Origin of the sequence: Marinobacterium nitratireducens (assembly GCF_014645375.1) — a bacterium.
GTDB classification, from domain to species: Bacteria; Pseudomonadota; Gammaproteobacteria; order Pseudomonadales; family Balneatricaceae; genus Marinobacterium_A; species Marinobacterium_A nitratireducens.
In genome coordinates this window covers 40,051-64,998 of record NZ_BMLT01000017.1, presented here as the reverse complement: position 1 = coordinate 64,998, position 24,948 = coordinate 40,051, and the positions used below count along the sequence as shown (strand labels likewise).

Sequence of the window (24,948 nt, the reverse complement as noted above, 5' to 3'; positions counted from 1 at the left end):
TTGCACTGTATTGCAGGGTGTTGATGTTAAAGCGGTTTTAACCTATTAACCGAACTGGTTCATGGTGTTGTCTTTACCACCGGCCTTCAGCGCGGCTTCGCCGGCGAAGTACTCTTTGTGGTCGTCACCGATGTTGGAGCCGGCCATGTCCTGGTGCTTCACGGTAGCGATGCCTTCGCGGATCTCGCGGCGCTGTACACCACCGGCGTAGGCCAGCATGCCTTCGTCGCCGAAGTAGCCCTTGGCCAGGTTGTCGGTCGACAGGGCGGCGGTGTGGTAGGTCGGCAGCGTGATCAGGTGGTGGAAGATGCCGGCTTCACGGGATGCATCGCGCTGGAAGTTGCGGATGCGGGCATCGGCTTCGGCCGCCAGCTCGGTTTCGTCGTACTCGACGCTCATCAGCGCCGCGCGGTCGTAAGCGGATACGTCCTTGCCGGCTTCGGTCCAGGCATCGAATACCTGCTGACGGAAGTTCAGGGTCCAGTTGAACGACGGGCTGTTGTTGTAAACCAGCTTGGCATTCGGCACGACTTCGCGGATGCGGTTGACCATAGCGGCGATCTGACCGACGTGGGGCTTCTCGGTTTCGATCCACAGCAGGTCGGCGCCGTTCTGCAGCGAGGTGATGCAGTCCAGCACGACGCGGTCTTCGCCGGTGCCCGGCTTGAACTGGAACAGGCCGGAAGCCAGACGCTTCGGACGGACCAGCTTGCCGTTCTGCTTGATCACGACGTCGCCGTTGGCGATATCGTCGGCGCTTTCGATGACGTCACCGTCCAGGAAGCTGTTGTACTGGTCACCCAGGTCGCCCGGTTCGTTGGTCACGGCGATCTGCTTGGTCAGGCCGGCACCCAGGGAGTCGGTACGGGCAACGATGACACCGTCGTCGACGCCCAGTTCGAGGAAGGCGTAGCGAACAGCGTTGATCTTGGCGAGGAAGTCCTCGTGCGGAACGGTAACCTTGCCGTCCTGGTGACCGCACTGCTTCTCGTCGGATACCTGGTTTTCGATCTGGATGCAGCAGGCGCCGGCTTCGATCATCTGCTTGGCCAGCAGGTAGGTTGCCTCGGCGTTACCGAAACCTGCGTCAATGTCGGCAATGATCGGTACAATATGAGTTTCGTGGTTGTCGATCTTGCTGATCAGTTCGTCTTCCTTGGCCTTGTCGCCGGCTTCACGGGCGGCGTCGAGGTCACGGTACAGGTGGTTCAGCTCCCAGGCGTCAGCCTGCTTCAGGAAGGTGTACAGTTCGGCGATCAGGCCGGAAACGGCAGTCTTCTCGTGCATGGACTGGTCCGGCAGCGGGCCGAACTCGGAGCGCAGTGCAGCGACCATCCAGCCGGAGAGGTACAGGTAGCGCTTGTCGGTCTTGCCGAAGTGCTTCTTGATGGAGATCAGCTTCTGCTGACCGATGAAACCGTGCCAGCAGCCCAGCGACTGGGTGTAAGCCGCGGTGTCGGCGTCGTAGTCAGCCATGTCCTGGCGCATGATCTTGGCGGTGTAGCGGGCGATGTCGAGACCGGTGTTGAAACGGTTCTGCAGCTTCATGCGGGCAGCAGACTCCGGGTTGATGGCTTTCCAGCCGTCACCCATGGCGGCTTTCAGGCTGGCGATAGCGTCGATCTGATCACGGTATGACATTGTTGATCCCTCGGTATTGATGGCGGCCGTTGTCCCGGCCTGTAGTAATTGTTTCGAAATCCATACTACGGGCCTTTGTGTTATTTTTGAAATAAATGGGTTCTATTTGAATTATTCAGGAGGAAAATGCTTGTCTGAAATGTCGATGAATACTGGCTTTGCGGGGAGAGCCGGAGCATGAGTCTGGAACGTCTGGACCTGAATCTGCTGGTGTATCTCGACGTGCTTCTGCGCGAGCGGAACGTCACCCGTGCCGCCAGCCTGCTGGGCATCACCCAGCCGGCGATGAGCAATGGCCTGCGCCGGTTGCGCGAAACCTTTTCCGATCCACTGCTGGTGCGTACCAGCGAGGGCATGATGCCGACCGAGCGCGCACTGTCGCTGCAACCGGTGATTCGCAGCGTGCTCGCCACCGTGGAGCAGGCGGTCGAACCCAATGTGCAGTTCGATGCCGCATCCAGCGACCGGGTCTTCCGCATCATGACCAGCGACTACGGCGAGTCCACCCTGATCCCGCTGGTGCTCGAGCGCCTGGCCGACGAGGCGCCCGGGGTGGTGCTTGACGTCCTGACGCCGAGCGACCTGAGCTTTCAGGACGTGGAGCAGGGGCACGTGGACCTGGTGATCAACCGTTTCGACAGTATGCCGCAGGCCTTTCACCAGGTAACGCTCTGGCTCGACAGCTTCTCCTGTCTGTTCAGCCGCGACAACCCGATCGCTGCGGACTACAGCCTCGAGACTTACCTGCAGTCCGGCCACATCTGGGTCAGCAAGACCGGCATGGGCGCGAGCATGGGGATCACGCCGCAGGACATCAAGCGCCTGGGCTGGGTCGACGAGGCACTGAAAAAACTCGGCCGCCAGCGCCATATCAACGTGTTCACGCGGCATTATCAGTCCGCGGCCCGGATGGCCGAGCAGAAGAACCTGGTGGCGACCATTCCCAGCCGGGCGGCGCTGCTGCAGCGGGACAACCCGCGCCTGCAGATGCGCGAGCCGCCGTTCGAAATCCCCAAGTTCGAGCTGAAAATGGCCTGGAGTCCGCTGTTGCAGCAGAACCGGGCGCACGAATGGATCAGGCGGCTGATCGTCGATGTGGCGCAGAACTCTACACCCTGATAGAGCTGCAGCAGCACCGCGGCCATACAACGGGAACACGGATCCGCCGGCTGATCCTCGATGTGGCGCAGAACTCGAGCCCCTGAGAGGTCATAGTTGCGTAAGATGGGTCAAGCGATGCAACTGCATGGGCGTTCAGGTTGCACCACTGCCCGGGCATCGCGGACCCATCATATCGATCGCCGTACAGGTCGATTGGCGTCCAGGTGTTGGGTCCGCTCCTGCGTCGCTTGACCCAACCTACAGGGGGCAGCTTTGAGAGGATGGGGCAAGCGATGCAATAGCAGGGACGTTCAGTCGATGGCAGGCGCTTGCCGGATGGCACCCTGCAAGTGGCGGCGCAACCCACCATAGGCGGCGAAGGCGCCTTTGCCTCCGCCAGCACGGACCCCGATCGTTCTCCCATAGCCGTGGCAGGCGCTGTCCGCCCTGCGCCGTGGCATACAAGGATCGCTGCAGCCGGTACCAGGCTGAATCGCCGTGCTGGCGTATACTGTGCCGACATGCCGCAATCTGGCGAAGGAGTCTGCCGTTTTGTTATCGTCTTCAGCCCCCCCGTCGTCCAATACCGTCCCGGGTTCCGCCTGGACGCCGCTGCGCCACCCGGTTTTTCGCATGCTCTGGAGCGCCTGGCTGACGGCGAACCTGTGCATGTGGATGAACGATGCCACCGCTGCCTGGCTGATGACGTCGATGAGCGACGAGCCGCTGCTGGTGGCGCTGGTCCAGGCGGCCTCGACGTTGCCGGTCTTCCTGCTGGGACTGGCCAGCGGAGCCCTGGCCGACATCGTTGATCGCCGGCGCTACTTTATCTTCACCCAGGTCTGGGTGGCATCGGTGGCGACGCTGTTGTGCGTTATCGCACTGAGCGGATCCCTGACGCCTATGACATTGTTGCTGCTGACATTCCTCAACGGTATCGGTCTTGCGATGCGCTGGCCGGTGTTCGCGGCGCTGGTCCCGGAGCTGGTGCCCCGGCTCGAACTGGGCAAGGCGCTGGCGCTGAACGGCGTGGCGATGAACGGTGCCCGCGTGATCGGCCCGATCATCGCCGGTGCCATTATCGCCACGGCCGGTGGCGCCTGGGTATTCATGCTCAATGCCGTGCTATCGGTGCTGGTGGCGCTGGTGCTGTTACGCTGGAACCGTCCCAGCAAGGTCAGCGCGCTGCCGGCCGAGCGCTTTTTTGGCGCGATGCGCGTGGGCCTCCAGTACTTCCGGCAATCGCCCGAGTTCCAGGGCCTGCTGCTGCGCAGCACCTCGTTTTTCCTGTTTTCGGTCGCCAGTATTGCGCTGCTGCCGCTGGTCGCCAAGCAGCTGCCCGGCGGCAACGCCGGTACCTACACCCTGCTGCTGGCGACCATGGGGGGCGGCGCTATCCTGGGGGCCCTGTTGCTGCCGCGAGTCCGGGCGCTTTTGAACCGCGATCAGGTGGCGCAATATGGCGCGCTGATCAATGCCCTGACCACCCTGTGCCTGGCGCTGGCACCGAATCTCTGGCTGGCGCTGCCGGCGCTGCTGGTGGCCGGACTGACCTGGCTGGCCACCGCCAACTCCATCAGTATCAGCGTTCAGCTGTCACTCCCCGATTGGGTCAGGGCGAGGGGCATGTCGATGTACCAGATGGCGATGATGGGCGGTACGGCCGGCGGTGCTGCGCTCTGGGGGCAGGTGGCCAGCCTGACCGACATCCGCACCAGCTTGATCGTGGCAGCGCTGTCGGCGATGCTGGTATTGCTGCTGGTGCGGCGTATTTCACTCGAATCCGCGGTCGCGCGAGACCTGACGCCGGATCTCTACTGGAAGATGCCGGAGCTTTCGGTACCCGTGGAGCCGCATCGCGAACCGGTCATGGTGCAGATCGAGTACCGCATCGACCCGGCACGGGCCGATGACTTCGTGATCCTGATGCAGGAGAGCCGGCGCAACCGCTTGCGCAACGGTGCCTTGTCGTGGGAGTTGTTCCAGGATGCCGCGATACCGGGACGCTTCGTGGAGTATTTTGTCGATGGCTCCTGGGTCGAACACCTGCGTCAGCATGAGCGGATCACGGCGCACGACAAGGCGCTCTGGAAGCGCAAGCGTTCCTTCCATATCGGCGATACGCCGCCCGTGATCTCTCATTTTATCGCCCGCCGGGTCAAACGAGGCTAGTGTACTGTTTCATCCTTAAAGGCACTTATAGCGAGTCGCTAATTCGCGCCCAACTGCGTTGCCGCCCCACTATTCCCGGCGATCGGCGCCTTGCTGGACACGAATTGGCGGGCTCTATAAGTATCTATTAGGGTGAAACAGTACACTAGTTTCTATAGAGGTCGGCGGAATCGACAGGAAGTTGCTTAGATGCTGTGCAGATGCTGTTTGCTCAATCGCTGTATTCACTGGAGTCTTGCAGTACTGCTCTGCCTGGCGGCGTATTGCATGCCGGCGGCGCAGGTTCTGGCCGGCGACGATGCCCAACGCCCGCGAATCGGCCTGGCGCTCAGCGGCGGTGGCGCGCGTGGCGCCGCCCATGTCGGCGTTCTGAGGGTGCTGGAGGCGCAGCGAATTCCCGTCGACTATATCGCCGGTACCAGCATGGGCTCTATCGTCGGGGGGCTTTACGCCTCGGGGCTGGCGCCGGACGATATCGAGGACGCGCTCGCCGCCATGGACTGGGAGCATATCTTCAGTGACGATCCACCGCGTCAGGAGCGCTCGTTCCGCCGCAAGCGGGACGATGATCTATACCTGATCAAGGCCAAGCCCGGCATCTCCGACGATGGCGAGCTGAAGTTTCCCACCGGCGCCATACAGGGACAGAAGTTCGACCTTGCGCTGCGGCAACTGACGCTGCCGGTTTCGACCGAAACCGATTTCGACAATCTGCGAATTCCGTTTCGCGCCGTAGCCTCGGACCTCGGCAACGGCCAGAGCGTGGTGCTCAGCTCCGGCGACCTGGCGACCGCCATGCGCGCCAGCATGGCGGTACCGGGCGCCTTCGCGGCCACGGAAATCGATGGCAAGCTGCTGGTCGACGGCGGCATCACCAATAATATTCCCATCGACGTGGTGCGCAGCATGGGGGCCGATATCGTGATTGCGGTCGATATCAGCTCTCCCTACCTGTCGGCGGAAGAAGTCGAGGATGTATTCGGTATCACGGCGCAGCTGACCAATATGCTCACGCGCAGCAACGCCGATCGTCAGATCGCGACGCTGACGGATCAGGATATTCTGATCGTGCCGGATCTTGCGGACATCACCAGCGCCGACTTCGAGCGTTCGGTGGAGGCGGTGGCGCTGGGCGAAAAGGCGGCCGGCAGGCACCGCGACGAGCTGGCGCGGCTGTCTTTGGCGCCCGACGCCTATCGCGGCTACCGGCTTGCGCTCGGCGAGACCCCGGACCGCGCCAGTCCGGTGGTGCATTTCATCGACATCGAAAACGATTCCGGTGTCGGCGACAGCCTGATACGCGAGCGCCTGCATCAACCGGTTGGCGGTCCGCTCGATCGCGACCGTCTGGAGCGGGATATCGGCAATATCTACGGACTGGAGCTGTTTCAGACCGTCGAGTACGACCTGGTGGAGAAGGATGGCCTGACCGGCCTGCTGGTGCGGGCGCGCGCGCGGCGCTGGGGACCGAACTATCTGCAGCTGGGTCTGACGCTGTCCGGAAACGAGGAAGGTGACAGTTTTTACAACCTCGGCTTTGGCTATCTGCGTACCGGTATCAACGAATACGGCGGCGAAATCCGCACGCGGCTGCAGGTCGGCCGGGAGCCGCTCGTCTCGGCGGAGTGGTATCAGCCTCTCGATCCGCTGTCGCGCTATTTCGTCAACGCCCAGGTCGCGGCGAAAGAGCAGATCGTATCGTTCTACGACGGCCAGAACCCCGAGCGCCTGGCCGACTTCGTGGTTGACGAAGCGCTGCTGGAGCTTGCCATGGGGCGTGAGTTCGGCGTTTACGGCGAAGGTCGGCTGGGGTATCGGTATCTGACCGGAGATGTGGAGCTGCAGACCGGGACCCCGGGCTGGCCCGAGTTCGATTTCGATACCGGGGAACTGTTTGCCCGCATTTATCTCGACCGGCTGGACAATTTCTACTTCCCCCAGTCCGGCTGGCTTGGGCGCATCGACTATGCGGCGGCCCGGGAGGCGTATGGTGGAGACGGCGACTTCGACCAGGTCGAGCTTTACGGGACCGGCTTCTATCCGCTGGGCAACGGCCATATCGCAGGCATCGGCGGCTGGCTGGGCACGACCCTGGATGGCGAGGCTTCGATACAGGACCGTTTCAGGCTGGGAGGGCTGCTGAGTCTGTCGGGTTTTGCCAGCAACCAGCTCAGCGGCGAGCAGGCGGGGGTGCTGACGGCCGTTTATTACCGGCGTTTCGATCCGCTACCCTATTTTCAGTGGTATCTGGGCGGCTCGACGGAATATGGCGGTGTCTGGGAGGACAAGCAGGATATCGGTGACGACGGTCTCTTTGCCGGCAGCCTGTTCCTTGGCGCCGATACACCCATTGGCCCGGTTTATCTTGGCGTGGGCCTTGCCGAGGGCGGACACCGCGCGGTCTTCTTCAACCTGGGTCGCACCCTGGTGCGCTGACTTGCAGCCTTGTCATTCTGCAACAGTTCGCTCGCGGGGCTGCAACGCTGAAAGGGATTCACGGGGGAGGGCGGGCGACCCGGCGTCCGCCCGCAGTGCCTGTCAGAGGGCGCCGAGCGCAGCGTCGTAGTCCGGCTCGTCGGCGATCTCCGAAACCTGCTCGGTGTGCAGGACCTTGCCGTCACCGTCGATCACCACCACCGCACGGGCGAGGATGCCGGTCAGCGGGCCGCCGGTGATGGTCTGGCCGTAGTCGCTGCCGAAGTCGGAGCGGAAAGTGGAGCCGGTGGCGACCTTGTCGATGCCCTCGGCGCCGCAGAAACGCGCGGCTGCGAACGGCAGGTCCGCGGATACGCACAGAATGCTGGCGCCGGTGTCGGCGGCTTTCTGGTTGAAGGTGCGCACCGAGGTGGCGCAGGTCGGGGTGTCGATCGACGGGAAAATGTTCAGCACCAGTTTCTGGCCCCTGTAATCGCCGAGCGTCACTTCGCTCAGGTCGGCTTTGACGAGCCTGAAGTCCGGGGCCTGGCTGCCGACGGCCGGCAGGTTGCCGCAGGTTTCGACCGGGTTGCCTTGCAGAGTAATGTTCGCCATGGTCTGTATCCTTGTTCTTCGTTGGGGTTGGGCTGCAGAGTGAAAAGAGCATAGCACTTTTCGGTTGGGTCAGACTGCGGGGCCGGGGCGGCGGCAGCTGGGCGTCCTGCTGGCCCCGGAGGCTGTTCAGGCGAGCTCGGCAAGCTTGTCCTCGAGCAGTTCGAGGCGGTCCTGCCCCCAGAACTGCTCGCCATCGACGAAGTAGGCCGGCGCGCCGAGCATGCCCAGTGCCACCGCCTGGTCGGTGTCGCGTTGATACTGCTCTTCCACAGCCTGCGAATTCGCCTGCTCCAGCACCCTGTCGGCATCGAAGCCGCAGGATACGAGGCGGTCACGTATCAGTTCGGGGTCGGCAAGATTCTGCTCTTCGTTCCAGCAGGCGGTCAGGACGCGGTCGACAAAGGTGGACGCATCTTCGCCGCCCATCTGGAGCGCGACGATACAGCGATTGACCAGCGTCGAATCGACCGGGAAATATTGCGGCTGCAGGTTGAGGGGGCGGCCGCGTTTCTTCGACCAGCGTGAAAGCTCCAGAAGGCGGTAATCACGCCGCGACTGCGCGCGCTCGGCCAGCGGCTTGGCGCCGGATGCCGCAAATACTGGACCGAGCTTAACCGGGCGATAGTGAATAACGGCACCGGCTTTGGCGGCAATCTCCAGCAGAAGGGCGTGGCCCAGGTAGACGAAGGGAGACTGGGCGTCGAAGTAGTAGTCGATTTGGGGTTGCATTGTTATCTCGCGGCTTCCTGTGGGTCGATTTGAATTTTCGTGGGTCAGGCAGTCTAGCAGGATTTATAATATATCCGTTTGATGCAATCGGGAGTCCGAAATGGAAAGGCCCCTTCGGTTAGCTGCGCGGCGAGCGCCGGTTGCGACTGGCGAGGGGGGCGCGGCCTTCAGGTTGCTGTTGGCCGCCGGCATGGGTGCGCTTGTCGCCGCCTGCGCTTCGGTGGACGCTCCATCGGGCGGTGTGACGGTCTCGGAACAACGGCAGGCCGTGCCGGCATCGCTGGCGGACACCCGCTGGCGCCTGCTTGAATTTCAGTCCATGGACGATAACACCGGAACCCGGCGCCCGGCCGATCCGTCGCTTTACACCCTGCGATTGAACGCCGACGGCAGCGCCAGCCTGCGCCTCGACTGCAACCACGCCACCGGTAGCTGGTCCGCGGAGCCTGCCGCCGATGCGCGCAGCGGCCGTTTCGAGTTCGGCATGCTGGCGGTGACCCAGGCGCTCTGCACGCAGCCGGGCATGGACGGGATGATCGCCGCCCAGTCGGCTTACGTGCGCGGCTACCTGCTGAAAGACGGCAACCTCTATCTAAGCCTGATGGCGGACGGCGGTATATTTGCCTGGGAGCCCGATAGCGCAGATTCAGGCGCCGCTGGCGACTATGTCTCGCCCGATGAAGGAGGCCCTCGTCACTGGGAAGTGACCGGTCAAACCGGCCTGATGGCGCAGCCATCCCATCGAGCCCAGGTCATCCTGACCTACCTGTCCGGCACGATTCTTTCCAACCTGGGGTGTCAGGCCATCGACGGCGAGTTCTGGTGCGACGTTCAAGCCTTTGGCGGCGGGCCGCGGGGCTATGTGGCCGCCGATGCCATCCGGCCCGCGGTATCGCCCGATGGCAGCGTCGCGACGGGGCCCGACGATTCGGCGTACCGGGCGGGGCAGGAGCATTTCGACGCCACCGGTCAGGTGCCCTGTGCCTGGCATCGCGGTCAATCCATGACCCGCTGCGACTACGGCGTCGCCCGTTCAGGCGGTGGCTTCGCCACTGTGGTGGTCGGCAGGCCCGATGGTACCCGGCGGGCCATCTTTTTCAGCAGGGGACAGGCGACCGGGGCCGATACCAGCCAGGCGGATGGCTATCCGGCCTTCAGTGCCGACACGGAAAGTGGCCTGCACCTGATCGGCGTCGGTAACGAGCGCTACGAGATCCCGGATGCGGTGATCTGGGGCGACTGAACCCTGTCCAGGCGCGATCGGCGCTGCCAGTGGGCGCACCGAACGGCGCCGAAGGCGCCCTGCGCCGGAAGTATCTACAGGGTATTTATGCCTTGCCGCTTATCCATTTTCGGTGCTAAATAACGAGAGGTTTATACTGAAAAACCTGCTGTTCGATACAGGAGCTGTACTCATGAGCACTGGAAAGGACGGAAGACACAAGCAGTCGCGGCATATCAGATTGACCAGCCATCCCGAAGGGCAAGGCCCCGATGGTGTCCCCGCCATTCACTGGGGAGCCGCCAGCGCCGCGGAGCGCGGACCTGTCATCGGCACTACCACCAACCGCAGCCAGCGCAACGTCATTGGCGCCCATAGCGGCAGTTACGGCGTTTATCGCGCGCTGGCGGTCGCGGCCGGCACCCTGCTGAAAGACCACAAGGCCGACCTGACCAATACCTCACCCACCGACGTTATCGGCCCCAATCCCCAGTGGGCCGGCGCAGAGAAGATCGTCTCGATCGACCCCTGGGGCGCCAGCGTGGCCGACGTGTTTTCCGACTATATAGCCCAGGGCTACGACATCCGGCCCACCATCGCTGTCACCAAGGCGCACATCAATCTGCCGGAAATTCATCACGCACTGGCATTCAAGCGCCTGGTCCCCGACAACCGCATCCTGCTGGAGAACGGCTCGGCCGTCGTGACGAAGGTGGCCATCGAGCCGGTGTGGTGGCTGCCTGGCGTTGCCAAGCGATTCAACGTCAGCGAATCGGATTTGCGGCGCATCCTGTTCGAGGAAACCGGCGGCATGTATCCGGAGCTGGTGACCCGCAGCGATTTCGAAGTGTTTTTGCCGCCCATCGGCGGACAAACGTTGTATATCTTCGGTAATCCCCGCGATCTGGCCAATCCCGACGTCACCCTGACCGCCCGCGTGCACGACGAGTGCAATGGTTCCGATGTGTTCGGCTCGGATATCTGCACCTGCCGGCCCTATCTCACCCACGCCATCGAGGAGTGCGTGCGCGGCGCCCAGACCGGCGGCGTGGGGCTGATCGCCTACAGTCGCAAGGAGGGCCGCGCGCTGGGTGAGGTGACCAAATTCCTGGTGTACAACGCACGCAAACGGCAGGTCGGCGGCGACAGCGCGGACAAGTATTTTCTGCGCACCGAATGCGTGGCCGGTGTTCAGGATATGCGGTTTCAGGAACTGATGCCCGACGTGCTGCACTGGCTGGGTATTCGGACGATCCATCGCCTGGTCAGCATGAGCAACGACAAGTACCGCGCCATCACTGACAGCGGTATCGAGGTGGAGGAACGGGTCAAGATTCCCGAAGAACTGGTCCCGGAAGACGCCCAGGTGGAAATCGAGGCGAAGATTGCGGCCGGTTATTACACCGACGGGACCGTGCCGGATGCCGACGCACTGGCGGGCACCAAGGGCCGCGGCTTTGATAAATAACGTCACGGCCAGTGCCGTTGCCTGTTTGCGTTCTCCCGCAACCATTCGCGAGCGCTGCTCCAATATTCTGCGCGCGGTCGAAGCGGGTGAGTCTGGGTATTTTGATCTGCAGCTGGAAAAACTCGATGCTGTCGCATGCCAGGTGGAAGCCGTTACCCGCAGACAATATCCGGATCTGAACATTCCCTACCACAGCCGGTGGCGACATTTCGAAGCGGGCGGTGTGGATCGCAAAGCCGCTCTGGATGCGTGCCTAGCGCATCTCGACTCTGCTGCCCGGGCACGGGCGTGTATCGATCTGACCCTTGTCAGTGTGTTGCTGGACGCGGGTGCCGGCGCGCAATGGCGCTACCGGGAAGCTGACAGCGGCAAAACCTTCGTTCGCTCCGAAGGTCTGGGCGTTGCCAGCTTCCATGGCTTTATGCAGGGCGTGTTCTCATCACGGCGCGATGATCCTTACCGCGTCGATGCCCAGGCGCTGAAGCGGATCCAAGTGGCGGATCTGGCGGGACTTTTTCAGGTCAGCGATGCCAATCCGCTGGTGGGGCTGGAAGGGCGCGTGCAGTTACTGCAGCGGCTGGGACACTGCCTGTCGGCCAGTCCCGCTGTGTTTGGCGCCGGGGGGCGTCCGGGATGTCTGTTCGATCTGCTGACGCGCAATGGTCAGCTCGGCCAGCTCCCTGCCGCCTGCGTGCTGCAGGCCCTGCTCGAACATTTGAGTCCCATCTGGTTGACCGGCAATAGGCTCAATGACGAAGCCCTCGGGGATTGCTGGCGTCACCCGTTGGCGGGCGGGGAAGGCGAGTCTGCCGGCTGGGTGCCCTTTCACAAGCTTAGCCAGTGGCTTACCTATTCGTTGCTGGAGCCCTTTCAGTGGGCCGGTATCCGCCTGACCGATCTGGATGGGCTCACCGGTTTACCGGAATATCGCAACGGCGGATTACTGCTGGATATGGGGGTCATCGTTCCCAGACAGGCCGATTTTTTCGCGCGTCAGTACAGTGCCGCCGATGAGGCCATCATCGAATGGCGGGCGCTGACGGTCGCTCTGATTGACCGACTCGCTCCAGCGGTACGTCAGAAATTGCAGATGTCTGCGGACGAAATGCCCCTGGCCTGTATTCTGGAAGGGGGCACCTGGGCCGCGGGGCGCGAAGTTGCCCGCCAGTTGCGCGAAGGCGGGACACCGCCGCTGCTGATTGCAAGCGATGGTACGGTTTTTTAGCGAAAGAAGGGAATGCCAACATGAGTCAGTCCGAAGTCCATGTCATCAGCCATCCACTCGTTCAGCACAAACTCACGCTCATGCGGGAGCAGAATCGCAGCACCAGCAGTTTTCGTCGTTTGCTGAATGAAATCAGCATGCTCATGGCCTATGAAGTCACACGGGATATGCCGACCCAATTAATCGAAATCGAAACACCGCTGGAGAAAATGCGAAGCCCGGTGATCGACGGCAAAAAAACCGTGTTCGTCAACATCATGCGGGCGGGGGCCGGTTTTCTGGACGGCATGTTGAATGTGGTGCCGGGGGCGCGGGTCGGGCATGTCGGTTTGTATCGCGATCCCAAAACCCTGGTGGCGGTGGAGTACTACTTCAAGATGCCCCACAGCATGCACGAGCGCGACGCCATCGTGCTCGACCCCATGCTGGCGACCGGCAACTCCGCGGTGGCGGCGATAGACCGCTTGAAGGAAGCCAGTCCCCGCTCCATTCGTTTTGTCTGTTTGCTGGCGGCGCCGGAAGGGATCAGAAATCTATCGGAAACCCATCCCGATGTGCCGATTTACACGGCCGCCATCGACCGGGGCCTGAATGATCATGGTTACATCATGCCGGGCCTCGGGGATGCCGGTGACCGGATGTTCGGCACCCGGTGACCGGCGTGTAACGAAACGGGTTCTGCGCTCCTGCAGCGCTGCTGCAATCGGGGGGATCGGGACAGGATATCTTTCAGGCGTGGCCGCCATGGGCTTGTATGGCGGCCTTTCACTGCCCGGGGCGAATCCGGATCACGTCAGGTGCTTTCCAAAGATCCAGAGCTGCCCGCCAGGTCGGGCTCTCCGCAGTGGCGCAGGATATGCGCCCGGGCCCTGTCGCGCAGCGCCAGGGCCTGTTCCCAGGTTGCCTTGCCCGGATCACCGGAAATCGGCGCGCCTATCACCAGATCAAGCGCGCCATGGTAGGCGTACCAGCTGTCGCCCCTCAGTATCGGACGGGTGCCGCGAATGGCGATCGGCACCACCGGCGTGCCGCTCTCGGCGGCACAGACGAAGGCGCCGGTGTGAAAGGGTAGCAGGCCGGCGCTGTCCTCGAAGGTGCCTTCGGGGAAGAACAGCATCCGGGCGCCCTGTTTCAGGTGCTCGCTGGCATCGCGGGCGTCGAGCAGTCCCTGCTCGGGATCCCGGCGGTTGACGTAGCGGATCCCGAGCCGGTCCAGTAGCGGTCGCAGCAGTTTGGCCTCCTGCAGCTCGGCCTTGGCGACGAAAGCCAGTGGTTCCGGCAAGGCCGCCAGCAATACGAAGGCATCGAGATAGCTCGAGTGATTGGCGACGCAGACACAGGCGCCACCGCCGCCGAGGTTGTCCAGCCCGCGTACCCGTATCGGTGTGCGGGTCAGCCTGGCCCAGAGGCGGGTGATGCGATGAAGCGCACGCCAGCGCGAGCGGACGCTCGGCAGGCCGAGCAGCGCGAGCGCCGCGATCAGGGCCAGAGGTATGCCGGTGACCAGCGCCCAGCCCGCGAACAGGTGCTGGCCCAGGCGACGGCTCAGCCGCCTGCCGGCCGGTTTCAGGGTGGTCAGCAGCAGGCGCATCTTTTGCCGCCAGGGCGGACGAATCCGGTAGTCGCCGCGCCGATAGCGTTCCCGGCAGTCGTTGCGGCGAATCTTGCCGCTGGAGGTTTTCAGCAGTATGCCAGCGGGCACCAGTACCACCTCGTCCGGCGGCTCGCCGATCAGGGCGCTGACCGCTGCGGCGGCATCCCGGCGCTGCTGCTCTTGCAACCGCTCGTCCCGGGTCCGTGACTCGGCCATCAGAATCAGGCGCTCGGTACCGGCGTCGTCGATGCCGAACGCCGCTACCCGGCCCCGGCGCAGCCCCGGCACTTCGCCCACCGCCCGTTCCAGTTCTTCGGGGTAGAGGTTGCGCCCGGCGCGAATGATCAGGTCCTTGCTGCGGCCGGTAATGTGCAGACCGTTGGCGGTGAGGTAGCCAAGATCACCGGTTTCCAGCCAGTCGCCTTCGAACAGCCGGGCGGTGGCCTCGCTGTTGCGATAGTAGCCGCTGGTGGCCGACGGGCCGCGGAACTGGATGCGCCCCTGCCGGCGTTGCGGCAGTTCGCGGCCGCTGTCATCGCAGATGCGAATGCGATGTCCCGGTATCGCCCGGCCGCAGCAGGCGAACTCGAGCGTATCGCTGTCCCTGGCCGTTGCCGGCTCGGCGATGCCCTCGCGCATCAGCGGCGCGCGCTGCACCCGGTCGATGACGGCTTCGAGGCCCGGCTCGGGGAAGGCCAGGGCGACGCTGCATTCCGCCAGGCCGTACACCGGAAAGACGGTGGTGCGCTGCAGGCCGCAGCGTTCGAAGCGTCGGGAGAAGGCCTCCAGGGTAGCGGGGTTCACCGCTTCGGCGCCGTTCAGGGCCAGGCGCCAGGCACTGAGGTCGAGGCCCTCGAGCAGGGGTTCCGGAACGCGTTGCAGGCAAAGCTCGTAGGCAAAGTTGGGGGCGGCGGACAGGGTGCCCCGGTGGCGGTGCAGCGCCTCGAGCCAGCGCGCGGGGCGGGCCAGAAAGTCCTGTGGCGGCAGGCTGACCAGCCTCACGGCATGGTAGAGGCTGCCGAACCAGGCGCCGATCAGCCCCATATCGTGGTACAGCGGCAGCCAGCTGACGAAAACATCGCGGCTGTCGACCCGTAGCGCCTGGCCGGCGGCGCGAATATTGGCCAGCAGGTTGGCGTGGCTGAGCACCACCCCCTTGGGGTTGCCGGTACTGCCCGAGGTGTACTGCAGCAGGGCGATGTCGCCGGGCGCGCAGGGCAGGATCCTGGCCTGGTCGGCGTCCGCTGCAAGGTCTGCAGGCTGCACCAGCGCCTGCAGGCCACCGACCCGGGCTTTTAACAGTGGCTCGAGCGGCTGGGCGGCCGCGGGTGCGATCAGCAGCCGTGCCTGGCAGTTGTCGAGAATACCGGCCTGGCGCTGCAGTTGGTCCTCGAGCTGACGCCGGCCCAGCGGTGGATAGAGTGGCACCGGCGTGGCGCCCGCCAGCCAGATGGCGACGAAGCTTATAAAGTAGTCGCGCCCGGTCGGCAGCATCAGCGCGACCTTCTGCCCCGCTTCGACGCCTTTGCGCTGCAGCCCTGCGGTGAGGGCGCAGGCTTCGCGCCAGAGCCCGCCGTAGCTGAGCTGCTCGCCGTCGTCGGCATCCCGGTGAAAATGGATATGGGTGCGTTGCGGATGGTGCTCGACATGCCAGGCGAGGGCTTCCACCAGTGTGCCGGCATGCCTTGGCAGGCCGGCAACGCTGTCGCCGTTATCGGCCGTAACCGGCGCCGCTTGCGGCGGCACGGCAACGGGGCTGGCGTTTTGCAGCGCCCGCAAAAGGTCGCGCGGGGTTTCGGCCTCGGCAAAGGTCTGGCCCGGCAGGGCGGCGCCGAAGCGCTGCTCGATGCGACTGAAAAGCTCGGCGCGGCTGAGGCTGTCGAGGCCAAGATCCTGCTCCAGTCGGCTGTCGAGCTCGACCGGACGGTCGAGGCCCTGCGAGCGAAGCTCCGTGCACAGTTGATCCACCAGTTGCAGCAGTTGCGCGCGGATGTCGGCGTCGGGGCCGGTCGCCATCATGTTCAGTCCTGTTCAGGCCCGGGAGGGCGGCGCCGGTTCAGGCGGCACTGCGGCGCGAGCCGTCACCCAGCACCTCGACCAGGCTGGCGCGGGACAGCTCGCCGCAGAGATTTCCGTCCTCTGAGACCACCGGCAGCGGGCCGGGGGTTTCCAGAGTGTCGGGAATCACCGATTCGATCAGCGCATTCGGCGCAACCGTCGCAACCGTCTCGAGCAGGCTGGCGTCGATATGATCACCCGGGGCCTGCTCCAGCGAGCGCCGGCTGAGAGTGCCGCGATACTGACGTCCCGCGACCTGGAAACCGTACTCGCGACCCGCCTGCTCCAGTGCCTTGAGTGCCGCCTGCACCGAATCGCCTTCGATGCAGCACTGTGCCGGGGTCATCACCGTTTCCACCGTCAGCGCCCGCGCCCGGTTGACGTCCTTGACGAAAGCGGCGACGTAGTCGTCGGCCGGGTGCAGCAGTATGTCGACGGGCGTGCCCTCCTGTACCAGGGCGCCGTCCTTGAGAATGGCGATGCGGTCGCCCAGGCGCAGGGCCTCGTCGAGGTCATGGGTGATGAAGATGATGGTCTTGTGCAACTTTTGCTGCAGTGCGAGCAGCTGATCCTGCATTTCGCTGCGGATCAGCGGATCCAGCGCCGAAAAGGCCTCGTCCATCAGCAGGATTTCGGCGTTGGTGCAGAGCGCGCGTGCCAGTCCTACCCGTTGCTGCTGGCCGCCGGACAGCTGGGCGGGGTACTGCTCGCCGTAACCGGAAAGCCCCACCGCCTCGAGCCACTGCTGCGCCTGCTGCGCCCGGCTGCTGCGGTCGACGCCCTGGATGGCGAGACCGTAAGCGACGTTGTCGAGTACGGAGCGGTGTGGCAGGAGACCGAAACGCTGGAATACCATCGACATCTTGTGGCGACGAAAATCGATCAGCTGCCTGGGCGACAGCTGCATGACGTCGGTGCCCTCGACCAGAATGCGTCCTTCGGTGGGGTCGATCAGACGGTTGAAATGGCGGATTAGGGTCGACTTGCCGGATCCCGACAGGCCCATGATGACGTAAATCTCGCCCTTGGCGATCTCCAGATCGATCGACTTGAGGCCCAGGGTGTGGCCGGTTTCGGCGAGGATGTCGTCTTTGGAGCGGCCCTCGTGCACCAGCGGCATGACCGACGCCGGGTCCTTGCCGAACACCTTGTAAAGCCCCTCGACCCGGATCAGCGCGTCAGACATTGCGACCTCCATTCGAGTGCCGTTGGGTGCGGCGGGCATAGGCCTGGGAGACGCGGTCGAAGATGATCGCAAGGGCGACGATCGCCAGACCGTTGAACAGGCCGAGGGTGAAGTACTGGTTGGTAATGGACTTCAGTACCGGCTGGCCGAGCCCCTTGACGCCGATCATCGATGCGATCACCACCATCGCCAGCGCCATCATGATGGTTTGGTTGATGCCGGCCATGATGGTCGGCATTGCGAGGGGCAACTGCACGCCGAACAGCCGCTGCATGGGGCTGGCGCCATAGGCCGTCGCCGCTTCCATGACCTCCGGGTCGACCAGACGGATGCCGAGGTTGGTGAGGCGGATCACTGGCGGAATGGCGTAAATCACCACCGCGATCAACCCGGGTATCTTGCCGATGCCGAGCAGCATGACCACCGGAATCAGGTAAACGAAGGCCGGCATCGTCTGCATGATGTCGAGTACGGGCGTGACGAAGGACCGGATGCGGTCGGAGCGTGCCATCAGAATGCCGATCGGTATGCCGAGCACGATCGACATCAGGGTGCAGACCGTGATGATGCTCAGCGTGCTCATGGTGTCTTCCCACATGCCGAAATAGCCGATCAGCAGAAAGGACACAACCACGCTCAACGACAGTTTCCAGGAGCGGGTGGCGGCGTAGACCAGCGCCGTGACCACCAGAATCACCGCCCACCAGGGCGAGTTGATCAGCAGCTGCTCGAACCACACCAGAAAGTGCAGCAGCGGATCGAAAAAGGATTCGATGCTGTCGCCGTAGCTGCGGGAGAATTCGCGGTAGGCGCTATCGAGGGTCTTGCGGATTTCGAGCAGGTCCATCCGGTCCATCTGGGGAAATTCCCTGAGCCAGGACGTATCGGCCATAGGTTACCTCCGGGAGAACAGGCGCAACAGTGCAGCCGTAGGATGGGTGGAGCCGCCGTGGGACCTGCGATCGGTACGCAAGGTCGGTCGAGCGGCGCAACCCATCAATGACCGGTGTGGGGGCCTGATTCAAATGCAGTATTCAACGCCTAAAGGTTGGCCAGGGCGTCTTTGACCTTGCCGGCAACGTCGTCCGGAACCCAGGCTGTCCAGGTGTCCTCGTAGTTCTTGAGAAAATACTCCATGGCGAAGTCGCCGTCGGCCTGGTTGTCTTCCATCCAGGCGAGGATTTCGTTCATCCGGGCATTGGTGAAGGAACGCTTGCTCAGGTATTCGAAGGCGCCGGGCGCCCGCTCCGCGAAGCCCTCGGTGGTGACGGTGTGCACCGGTGCCGGCGGATACATGGTGACATGTGGCTCCAGGCAGTCGGCAGCGCTGATACAGTTGACGTAGTGTTCCTCGTCGACGCCGCTACCGAAGTCGACCTTGACCATTTTGTACTTGCCCAGTACCGCGGTCGGCGCCCAGTAATAGCCGAACCAGGGCTCCTTGCGCTCGTAGGCACGGGCGATGGAACCGGACAGGCCGGCGGCGGAACCCGGATCTATCAGCTCGAAACCGGCTTCGCCGAGTTTGAGGGCCTTGAACAGGTTGCCGCTGGTGATCTGGCAGGTCCAGCCGGCCGGGCAGCCGACGAAGGCGGACGTGCCGGGATTTTCAGGGTTCTTGAACAGGTCGGCATGGGCGACGACACCTTCAATGGTGGCCAGGCTCGGGTCCTCGTCGACCATGTACTGCGGCACCCAGAAGCCTTCCTCGCCGCCGTCGGACAGCGACTTGCCGGCGATGCGCAGGCGCTTCTCCTCGACGCCTTTTTCCAGCGCCGCTTTCATCGAGTTGCTCCAGAGCTCCGGCGCGATATCCGGTTCACCCTTTTCGGTCATCGAGGTGCCGGTCGGCATGGTGTCGCCGGGGACCAGTTCGGCATCGCAGCCATAGCCGTTGCTGAGGATGAAACGGTCGACGTTGGCCATCAGGGTGGCGGAGTTCCAGTTCATGTCTGCAATGGTCACGCGGCCGCAGTCGTCGGCGGCCTGGACGAAAGTGGCGGCGAGTACAAGCGGGAGTGCGCCGATCAGAGCCTTCATATCTTTCTCCTTGATAAGCGATGGGGAAGCGACATCTGGGTAAATTATTGCAGAACAAACAGTTTTTGCCCGCAAATGGCTGAGGGCGGGTGACAATCGAACAGACAGGGATACCCGTTCGCTTGCCTTGGGGGAGGGCGGGAGGCGTGCTGCAACCGGGGCGGTCGCCCGGTGCAGCGGGATTCAGGCTCCGGCGCCGAGCCCGAAACGTTCGGCGGCGGTTTCGAGGATATGCCGGCCGATTGGCAGCGCCGAGGTGGCCGCAGGGGAAGGGGCGTTGCAGACATTGATGCTGCGGGCACTGTTGACGAACAGGAAGTCGTCGACCAGCCTGCCGTCGCGCGAGACCGCCTGGGCGCGGACGCCGGCCGGGTAGGGCAGCAGGTCGGCCTTGTCAAGCGAGGGGCAGTACTTGCGCACCTGCTCCAGATAGCCGCCCTTGAACAGCGAGTTCTTCAACTCTGCAAGTCCGGGTTTCAGGTTCTGTAGCAGTACCTTGCGAATGCCCGGATAGCCCAGGGTCTGAAGGCTGTCGCGCAGCGAGATGTCGCTCTTGCGGTAGCCCTCGCGCTTCCACGCCAGCACGGCGTTGGGGCCGACCGTCACACTGCCGTCGATCATGCGGGTCAGGTGTACCCCGAGGAAAGGCATCGACGGGTCCGGTATCGGGTAGATCAGATGTTTCACGATGCTGTTGTGTTCCGGGGCGAGACGATAGTACTCGCCGCGGAACGGGCAGATGCGAAAGTCCGGTTCAATGCCGAGCATGCGGACCACACGGTCGGCCATCAGGCCCGAGCAGGACAGCAGATAACGCGTGCTGAAGTCGCCGGCAGCGGTCGTGACGCGCACCTCGGTGGCGGATTCGTGCAGCGCCGTGACCTCGCAGTTGAGCCGGATTTCCCCGCCAAGCCGGCGGAACTCCCGGCCCATGGCGGCGGTCACGGCGGAGTAGTCGACGATGGCGCTCGATGGCACGAAGATACCGCCGACGCCGGTGATATTCGGCTCGCGCTCGCGCAGCGCGCCGGCCTCGAGCCATTCCCGTTCCAGACCGTTGGCTTCGCTGCGCTCCCAGAGCGCCTTCATGCGCTCCATCTCCAGCGCATTGGTTGCGACCAGCAGCTTGCCGCATTCGTCGTACCTGATGCCGTGCTCGTCACAGAATGCCTTGGTCGCCCGGTTGCCCTCGAGACAGAACTTCGCCTTCAGACTGCCGGGTGTGTAGTAGACCCCGGCGTGGATCACCCCGCTGTTGTGGCCGGTCTGATGCGCCGCCAGGGCGCTTTCCTTTTCGAGCACTACGACCTTGCGGTCCGGGTAGCGTTGCAGCAGCTGCATGGCGGTCGACAGACCGATGATGCCGCCCCCGATAATGATGAAATCGTACAAGTCATTCTCCCTTCAGCCGTTGTCGGCGCTGGCGCCCGGCAATGTCTGTGCGTGGGTGAAATAGCCGCGCTGGCGCATCAGCTCGCGGCGCAGGCCCCGATGGGCGGTGAAGCGGTCACGACCGTGCAGCCAGAAGTGGTTGTTGATCAGCAGGAAGCTGCCGACCGGCACCGGTACCGACAGTCTGCCCCGGCTGTTTTCCAGGGCCTCGGAGAGGTCGGCCAGCCAGTTGCCCTCTTCGAAATCCTTCGGCTGCACGAACTGATCGATGTAGGACATCACCGGGCGGCCGCGGTTATCGCTGCCGAATACCGGGTGAAAGACATCCCTGCGGGTGTTCTTGCTCGGCGGCGCCGCCCAGCGCATCACCCTGTGCGCCATCGGGTCGGAACTGAAGCGATCAAGATGTTCCCAGTCGTCCAGATGCAGCAGCAGCGAATCGCCGCCGTCCATGTTCTGCTCGTCGATCTTCAGCATCAGCACGTAGTCGGTGCGCTGCTCCACGAAGGTTCCGTCGTTGTGGAGCTCCATGACCCGGTGCGCCTGACGCAGGTAACTGTCGGAGTCGTCCTCGTTCCTGACCACGAAACGAGCATAGTACTGGCTGCTCATGGCGTCGAAGTTGGAGCGGCCGAACAGGTGAGCGACGGCAGTGGTGAACTTTACCATATCCTCCGCCTGCCCGGCGTCGTCGAGGCCCTCCGGCGTGATCAGCAGGGCACCGCTGTCGCGGTCCACCAGGGTTTCGATGAGTAGCGGCTGCAGTTGATTACCGCACAGGTCGTCGAGAATCTTCGCTGCGCGAAAACGCAGAAACGATTTGTACTCCAGTGCCTGTACCGGGAGGTCGGCGACCTGGTCGAGAAACTGTTTCACGGTGGCGGGATGAAAACGCAGCTCCAGCAGCCGCGGCGAGCGGGCGCTCGGGGACAGGCTGAATCCGGTGTCGTCGACGGGGTTTGCGTAAAGGGGTGTGGCCGCTTGTGTCATGGCTCTCGGGTCTCTGTCGGTTAATATCGTCGTTTTTTAAAAATATCGACATTTTTATTTTTCGTCAACATATCGATGTGTGGGCGACAAAGCGTCTGAATGGGTATAATCCTGCGGTGATAAGCGCGATGGGATGGCGAGATGGAAACCGAACGACAGAACCAGGCCGTGGCGGCTTACGACCGGCTGAAACAGGATATCGTTGCCGGGCACTTTCGCCCGGGCGAAAAACTGCTGATGAGTCATTTGAAGGAGCGCTACAGCTTGGGCACCGGCCCGATGCGCGAGGCGTTGTCGCAACTGGTGGCGGAGCGTCTGGTGACCGCGATCAGCCAGCGCGGCTATCGCGTGGCGAAAATGTCGCTGGCGGAGCTGGAGGATATCTACGATGCCCGGGCGCACCTCGAAGCGATGATTGTCGGGCTGGCGGTGGAACGTGGCGATGAGCACTGGGAGGCACAGGTGATTGCCAGCGCCCATACCCTGGCGAGCGTGGCGGAGATTCGCAGTCCGGAGGAAATGCTGAGCCTGTGGGACCGCCGCCATCAGGCGTTCCATACCGCCATCGCTTCGGGTTGCGGCTCGGACAAACTGATGGAAGCGCGCGCCAGCCTGATGGGGCAGGCCGAGCGCTACCGCCAGCTGTGGTTGCGTCAGACGGTATTCTCGACCGAGGCGCTGGCGCACAAGCGCGAGGAGCATGCAGCACTGGTCGAAGTGCTGCTCGCACGGGATGCGGCACGGGCGTCACAGATGATGCTCGAGCACCTGCAGACGCCCGTACCCATCATCACCGCGGTGGTGCGCGACGCGCACCTTGTCGCCGATTGAGGGTACGGCGCAAGGCCCGGTACCGCCCCTCCCCAATGAAACACCGGACCGGAGGATGACCGCCATGGTTAGCAACGCATCGCAGCGAGGTTCAGGTTCACTGCAGGGCTCGGGCATCGCGAACCCCGTCAAATCGATCGTATTCCAGATCGATTGGTGTCGGTCGGTATCTGGCAATCCCGAAATCTCGGGTGTTGGGTTACGGTCCTTCGGACCTAGACCCAACCTACAGATAGTGCCGCCCGGTCCGCCATTTCCTTCAGCCCCGCAACGACTTCACCAGATCCCGTACCGCCGCCCGGCCGCCGTCGTTGAAGGCATCGAGAATTCCCGAGCCGAGAATGGCGATATCGGCCTTGCCGGTCAGCGCTCGGACCTGGTCGGCGCTACGAATGCCGAAGCCGACCGCAAGCGGCAGGTCGGTGCCGGTACGGATGCGCGCCAGGTAGTCATCGAGCGGTTGCTCAGCGCCCGTTCCCTTGCCGGTTACGCCGCGGCGGCTGACGCAGTACAGAAAGCCGCTCGCGGCCGCGCAGATTTCCCGCATCCTCGATTCCGGGGTTTCCGGCGTCAGCATCCAGACAGGCTCCACCGCCGCATCCTGGCAGGCGGCGCGGAAGGAGTCGGCCAGCTCCAGTGGCAGATCGGGCACGATAAAGCCGCCCACGCCGGCTTTCACCGCGTCGGCGGGCAGGCGTTCGAGCCCGTAGCGATACAGCGGATTCAGGTAGCTCATCAGCAGCACCCGGCTGTCGGGGAAGTCCCGCGCCAGGCCGCCGATATCCTCCAGGCACTGCGCCAGCGTAGGTTTGTTCACCAGCGCCGCATGGCAGGCGTGCAGTATCGAGGGGCCGTCGGCGGACGGGTCGGAGAACGGAAACTGGACCTCCAGCAGCTCGACCCCGGCGCCGAGCAGATCGCGCATCAGCGCCAGGCTCTCGTCCACGCTGGGATAGCCGTAGACAACATGGGTCATCAGCAGAATCTCGCGATCGCCACGCTGTTGCTGGATAAAGCTCTGAAGTGCGCTCATCGTCCTGCCTCCCGTTCCAGATAGCGCTGCAGAAATCCCGTGAATTCGGGGTCCTGCAGTGCGCTCGCTACATTGAAGATATCCTTGTCGCCGCGGCCCGATACGTTGATCACGACGCGCTGTTCCGGTGACAGTTGCGGTGCTTCGCGCAGCGCGCCGGCCACGGCGTGGGCCGATTCCAGCGCGGGTATGACGCCTTCGTGGCGCAGCAGCATGCCGAAAGCGGCCATGGTTTCGTCGTCGCTGGCGGCGTCCATGCGTATCCGGCCGGCTTCTGCCAGGTGCGCCAGAATTGGCGAGACGCCGACGTAGTCGAGGCCGGCGGCGACCGAGTGAGTGTCCATCAGCTGGCCCTGGTCGTCCTGCAGAAACATGGTTGAAAATCCCTGAGCGATGCCGGGGCTGCCGAGATCGTCGGACAGCCGGATCGAGTGTTCGCCCGGCGCCTTGCCGCGTCCGCCGGCTTCGATACCGACCAGTTCCACTTCCGGATCGTCGAGGAAGGGCAGCAGGATGCCGGCGGCGTTGCTGCCGCCGCCGACGCAGGCGTAGATGCGGTCCGGCAGGGCGCCGAACTGCGCCAGGCTCTGCTGGCGAACCTCGCGCCCGATCACCGACTGGAACTGCGCCACCATCTCCGGGTAGGGTGCCGGTCCGCAGGCGGTGCCGATCAGGTAGTGGCTGCCGGAGGGATCGGCCGACCAGTCGCGCAGCGCTTCGTCGAGGGCGTCGCGCAGGGTCTGGCCGCCGCTGGTTACGGGCACCACGGTGGCGCCGAGTTGCTTCATCCAGAATACGTTGGGGTACTGGCGCTCGATGTCGCGGGCGCCCATGTAGACGGTGCAGTCGAGACCGAGGCGCGCGGCGATCAGCGCCGAGGCGACGCCATGCTGGCCGGCGCCGGTTTCGGCGATGATGCGCTTCTTGCCCATGCGTTTGACCAGCAGGCCCTGGCCGATGACGTTGTTCATCTTGTGGGCGCCGCTGTGATTGAGATCTTCGCGCTTCAGGTAGATCCGGGCCCCGCCCAGCGCCCGACTCAGATTGGGGCAGGGGGTCAGCGGTGTCGGCCGGCCCGAATACTGCTGCATTTCGCGGTCGACGAGCGCCATGAAAGCAGGATCTTCCGAGGCTTCCTGCCAGGCGGCAAGCAGGTCGCGCTGGCTGGCGTGGAGTATTTCCGGAATGTAGCTGCCGCCGAAGCGGCCGTAGAAGCCCTGATCGCTTTTCATCACC

19 protein-coding genes are annotated in these 24,948 nt (G+C 63.7%); 8 read left to right on the top strand and 11 right to left on the bottom strand.

What is annotated here, in order from left to right:
* Positions 1 to 45: 45 nt before the first annotated feature.
* Positions 46 to 1,641 (bottom strand): isocitrate lyase, encoded by a 1,596-nt coding sequence (locus IEX85_RS22080; protein ID WP_188862807.1) that lies wholly within the window; start codon positions 1,639 to 1,641, stop codon positions 46 to 48.
* A 177-nt stretch (positions 1,642 to 1,818) separates the two neighbouring features.
* Here IEX85_RS22080 and IEX85_RS22075 point away from each other — a divergent pair, with 177 nt between their 5' ends.
* From IEX85_RS22075 to IEX85_RS22065, 3 genes are all read left to right on the top strand, one after another.
* On the top strand, positions 1,819 to 2,760 hold the full coding sequence (locus tag IEX85_RS22075; protein ID WP_188862806.1) for a LysR family transcriptional regulator: 942 nt from the start codon (positions 1,819 to 1,821) through the stop codon (positions 2,758 to 2,760).
* A gap of 534 nt (positions 2,761 to 3,294) precedes the next feature.
* The gene (locus tag IEX85_RS22070; protein ID WP_229722061.1) at positions 3,295 to 4,914 is read left to right on the top strand and encodes an MFS transporter; all 1,620 of its coding nucleotides are present in this window, start codon (positions 3,295 to 3,297) and stop codon (positions 4,912 to 4,914) included.
* A gap of 189 nt (positions 4,915 to 5,103) precedes the next feature.
* Positions 5,104 to 7,350 (top strand): patatin-like phospholipase family protein, encoded by a 2,247-nt coding sequence (locus IEX85_RS22065; protein ID WP_188862805.1) that lies wholly within the window; start codon positions 5,104 to 5,106, stop codon positions 7,348 to 7,350.
* 102 nt (positions 7,351 to 7,452) lie between these two features.
* Here IEX85_RS22065 and tpx read toward each other — a convergent pair whose 3' ends face one another.
* Positions 7,453 to 7,944, bottom strand: coding sequence for a thiol peroxidase (gene tpx / locus IEX85_RS22060; RefSeq protein ID WP_188862804.1), 492 nt, complete (start codon positions 7,942 to 7,944; stop codon positions 7,453 to 7,455).
* Between the two features lie 126 nt (positions 7,945 to 8,070).
* Positions 8,071 to 8,673 (bottom strand): 2-hydroxychromene-2-carboxylate isomerase, encoded by a 603-nt coding sequence (locus tag IEX85_RS22055; RefSeq protein ID WP_188862803.1) that lies wholly within the window; start codon positions 8,671 to 8,673, stop codon positions 8,071 to 8,073.
* Between the two features lie 100 nt (positions 8,674 to 8,773).
* Between IEX85_RS22055 and IEX85_RS22050 the strand changes: the two genes are divergently transcribed.
* The 4 genes from IEX85_RS22050 (at position 8,774) to upp (ending at position 13,244) form a co-directional block, all read left to right on the top strand.
* Entirely contained in the window at positions 8,774 to 9,916 is a 1,143-nt protein-coding gene (locus tag IEX85_RS22050; RefSeq protein ID WP_188862802.1) for an META domain-containing protein, read from the top strand.
* A gap of 172 nt (positions 9,917 to 10,088) precedes the next feature.
* Positions 10,089 to 11,363, top strand: coding sequence for a GTP cyclohydrolase II (locus tag IEX85_RS22045; protein WP_188862801.1), 1,275 nt, complete (start codon positions 10,089 to 10,091; stop codon positions 11,361 to 11,363).
* Complete coding sequence (locus tag IEX85_RS22040) at positions 11,353 to 12,588, top strand: URC4/urg3 family protein (RefSeq protein WP_229722060.1); 1,236 nt, start codon at positions 11,353 to 11,355, stop codon at positions 12,586 to 12,588. The genes IEX85_RS22045 and IEX85_RS22040 overlap by 11 nt, the downstream gene beginning before the upstream one ends.
* 20 nt (positions 12,589 to 12,608) lie before the next feature.
* Entirely contained in the window at positions 12,609 to 13,244 is a 636-nt protein-coding gene (gene upp, locus IEX85_RS22035; protein ID WP_188862799.1) for a uracil phosphoribosyltransferase, read from the top strand.
* Between the two features lie 137 nt (positions 13,245 to 13,381).
* On the opposite strand, the gene IEX85_RS22030 is transcribed toward upp, so the two are convergent.
* The 6 genes from IEX85_RS22030 to glaH form a co-directional block, all read right to left on the bottom strand.
* On the bottom strand, positions 13,382 to 16,201 hold the full coding sequence (locus IEX85_RS22030) for an AMP-binding protein (protein ID WP_188862798.1): 2,820 nt from the start codon (positions 16,199 to 16,201) through the stop codon (positions 13,382 to 13,384).
* Between the two features lie 37 nt (positions 16,202 to 16,238).
* On the bottom strand, positions 16,239 to 17,426 hold the full coding sequence (locus IEX85_RS22025; RefSeq protein ID WP_188862797.1) for a quaternary amine ABC transporter ATP-binding protein: 1,188 nt from the start codon (positions 17,424 to 17,426) through the stop codon (positions 16,239 to 16,241).
* Positions 17,419 to 18,318: an ABC transporter permease gene (locus IEX85_RS22020; RefSeq protein ID WP_188862796.1), complete on the bottom strand. Its 900-nt coding sequence runs from the start codon at positions 18,316 to 18,318 to the stop codon at positions 17,419 to 17,421. Before IEX85_RS22020 ends, IEX85_RS22025 begins: the two co-directional genes overlap by 8 nt.
* 149 nt (positions 18,319 to 18,467) lie before the next feature.
* Positions 18,468 to 19,466: an ABC transporter substrate-binding protein gene (locus tag IEX85_RS22015; protein ID WP_188862795.1), complete on the bottom strand. Its 999-nt coding sequence runs from the start codon at positions 19,464 to 19,466 to the stop codon at positions 18,468 to 18,470.
* A 183-nt stretch (positions 19,467 to 19,649) separates the two neighbouring features.
* The gene (gene lhgD, locus IEX85_RS22010; RefSeq protein WP_188862794.1) at positions 19,650 to 20,858 is read right to left on the bottom strand and encodes an L-2-hydroxyglutarate dehydrogenase; all 1,209 of its coding nucleotides are present in this window, start codon (positions 20,856 to 20,858) and stop codon (positions 19,650 to 19,652) included.
* 12 nt (positions 20,859 to 20,870) lie between these two features.
* Positions 20,871 to 21,848: a glutarate dioxygenase GlaH gene (glaH, locus tag IEX85_RS22005; RefSeq protein WP_188862793.1), complete on the bottom strand. Its 978-nt coding sequence runs from the start codon at positions 21,846 to 21,848 to the stop codon at positions 20,871 to 20,873.
* 141 nt (positions 21,849 to 21,989) lie between these two features.
* Here glaH and csiR point away from each other — a divergent pair, with 141 nt between their 5' ends.
* Positions 21,990 to 22,679, top strand: coding sequence for a DNA-binding transcriptional regulator CsiR (csiR, locus tag IEX85_RS22000; RefSeq protein WP_188862792.1), 690 nt, complete (start codon positions 21,990 to 21,992; stop codon positions 22,677 to 22,679).
* A 259-nt stretch (positions 22,680 to 22,938) separates the two neighbouring features.
* Here the strand turns inward: csiR and trpA are convergent, their stop codons facing one another.
* On the bottom strand, positions 22,939 to 23,712 hold the full coding sequence (gene trpA, locus IEX85_RS21995; RefSeq protein ID WP_188862791.1) for a tryptophan synthase subunit alpha: 774 nt from the start codon (positions 23,710 to 23,712) through the stop codon (positions 22,939 to 22,941).
* Complete coding sequence (trpB, locus tag IEX85_RS21990) at positions 23,709 to 24,944, bottom strand: tryptophan synthase subunit beta (RefSeq protein ID WP_188862790.1); 1,236 nt, start codon at positions 24,942 to 24,944, stop codon at positions 23,709 to 23,711. Before trpB ends, trpA begins: the two co-directional genes overlap by 4 nt.
* Between the last annotated feature and the right edge of the window lie 4 nt (positions 24,945 to 24,948).

Coding starts and splice junctions, on each gene's coding strand:
- IEX85_RS22055 (WP_188862803.1), bottom strand. CDS start 8,673: ATGCAACCCCAAATCGACTACTACTTCGACGCCCAGTCTCCCTTCGTC.
- IEX85_RS22050 (WP_188862802.1), top strand. CDS start 8,774: ATGGAAAGGCCCCTTCGGTTAGCTGCGCGGCGAGCGCCGGTTGCGACT.
- IEX85_RS22030 (WP_188862798.1), bottom strand. CDS start 16,201: ATGATGGCGACCGGCCCCGACGCCGACATCCGCGCGCAACTGCTGCAA.
- IEX85_RS22075 (WP_188862806.1), top strand. CDS start 1,819: ATGAGTCTGGAACGTCTGGACCTGAATCTGCTGGTGTATCTCGACGTG.
- IEX85_RS22080 (WP_188862807.1), bottom strand. CDS start 1,641: ATGTCATACCGTGATCAGATCGACGCTATCGCCAGCCTGAAAGCCGCC.
- glaH (WP_188862793.1), bottom strand. CDS start 21,848: ATGACACAAGCGGCCACACCCCTTTACGCAAACCCCGTCGACGACACC.
- IEX85_RS22020 (WP_188862796.1), bottom strand. CDS start 18,318: ATGGCCGATACGTCCTGGCTCAGGGAATTTCCCCAGATGGACCGGATG.
- upp (WP_188862799.1), top strand. CDS start 12,609: ATGAGTCAGTCCGAAGTCCATGTCATCAGCCATCCACTCGTTCAGCAC.
- IEX85_RS22015 (WP_188862795.1), bottom strand. CDS start 19,466: ATGAAGGCTCTGATCGGCGCACTCCCGCTTGTACTCGCCGCCACTTTC.
- csiR (WP_188862792.1), top strand. CDS start 21,990: ATGGAAACCGAACGACAGAACCAGGCCGTGGCGGCTTACGACCGGCTG.
- tpx (WP_188862804.1), bottom strand. CDS start 7,944: ATGGCGAACATTACTCTGCAAGGCAACCCGGTCGAAACCTGCGGCAAC.
- IEX85_RS22045 (WP_188862801.1), top strand. CDS start 10,089: ATGAGCACTGGAAAGGACGGAAGACACAAGCAGTCGCGGCATATCAGA.
- IEX85_RS22025 (WP_188862797.1), bottom strand. CDS start 17,426: ATGTCTGACGCGCTGATCCGGGTCGAGGGGCTTTACAAGGTGTTCGGC.
- IEX85_RS22065 (WP_188862805.1), top strand. CDS start 5,104: ATGCTGTGCAGATGCTGTTTGCTCAATCGCTGTATTCACTGGAGTCTT.
- trpB (WP_188862790.1), bottom strand. CDS start 24,944: ATGAAAAGCGATCAGGGCTTCTACGGCCGCTTCGGCGGCAGCTACATT.
- trpA (WP_188862791.1), bottom strand. CDS start 23,712: ATGAGCGCACTTCAGAGCTTTATCCAGCAACAGCGTGGCGATCGCGAG.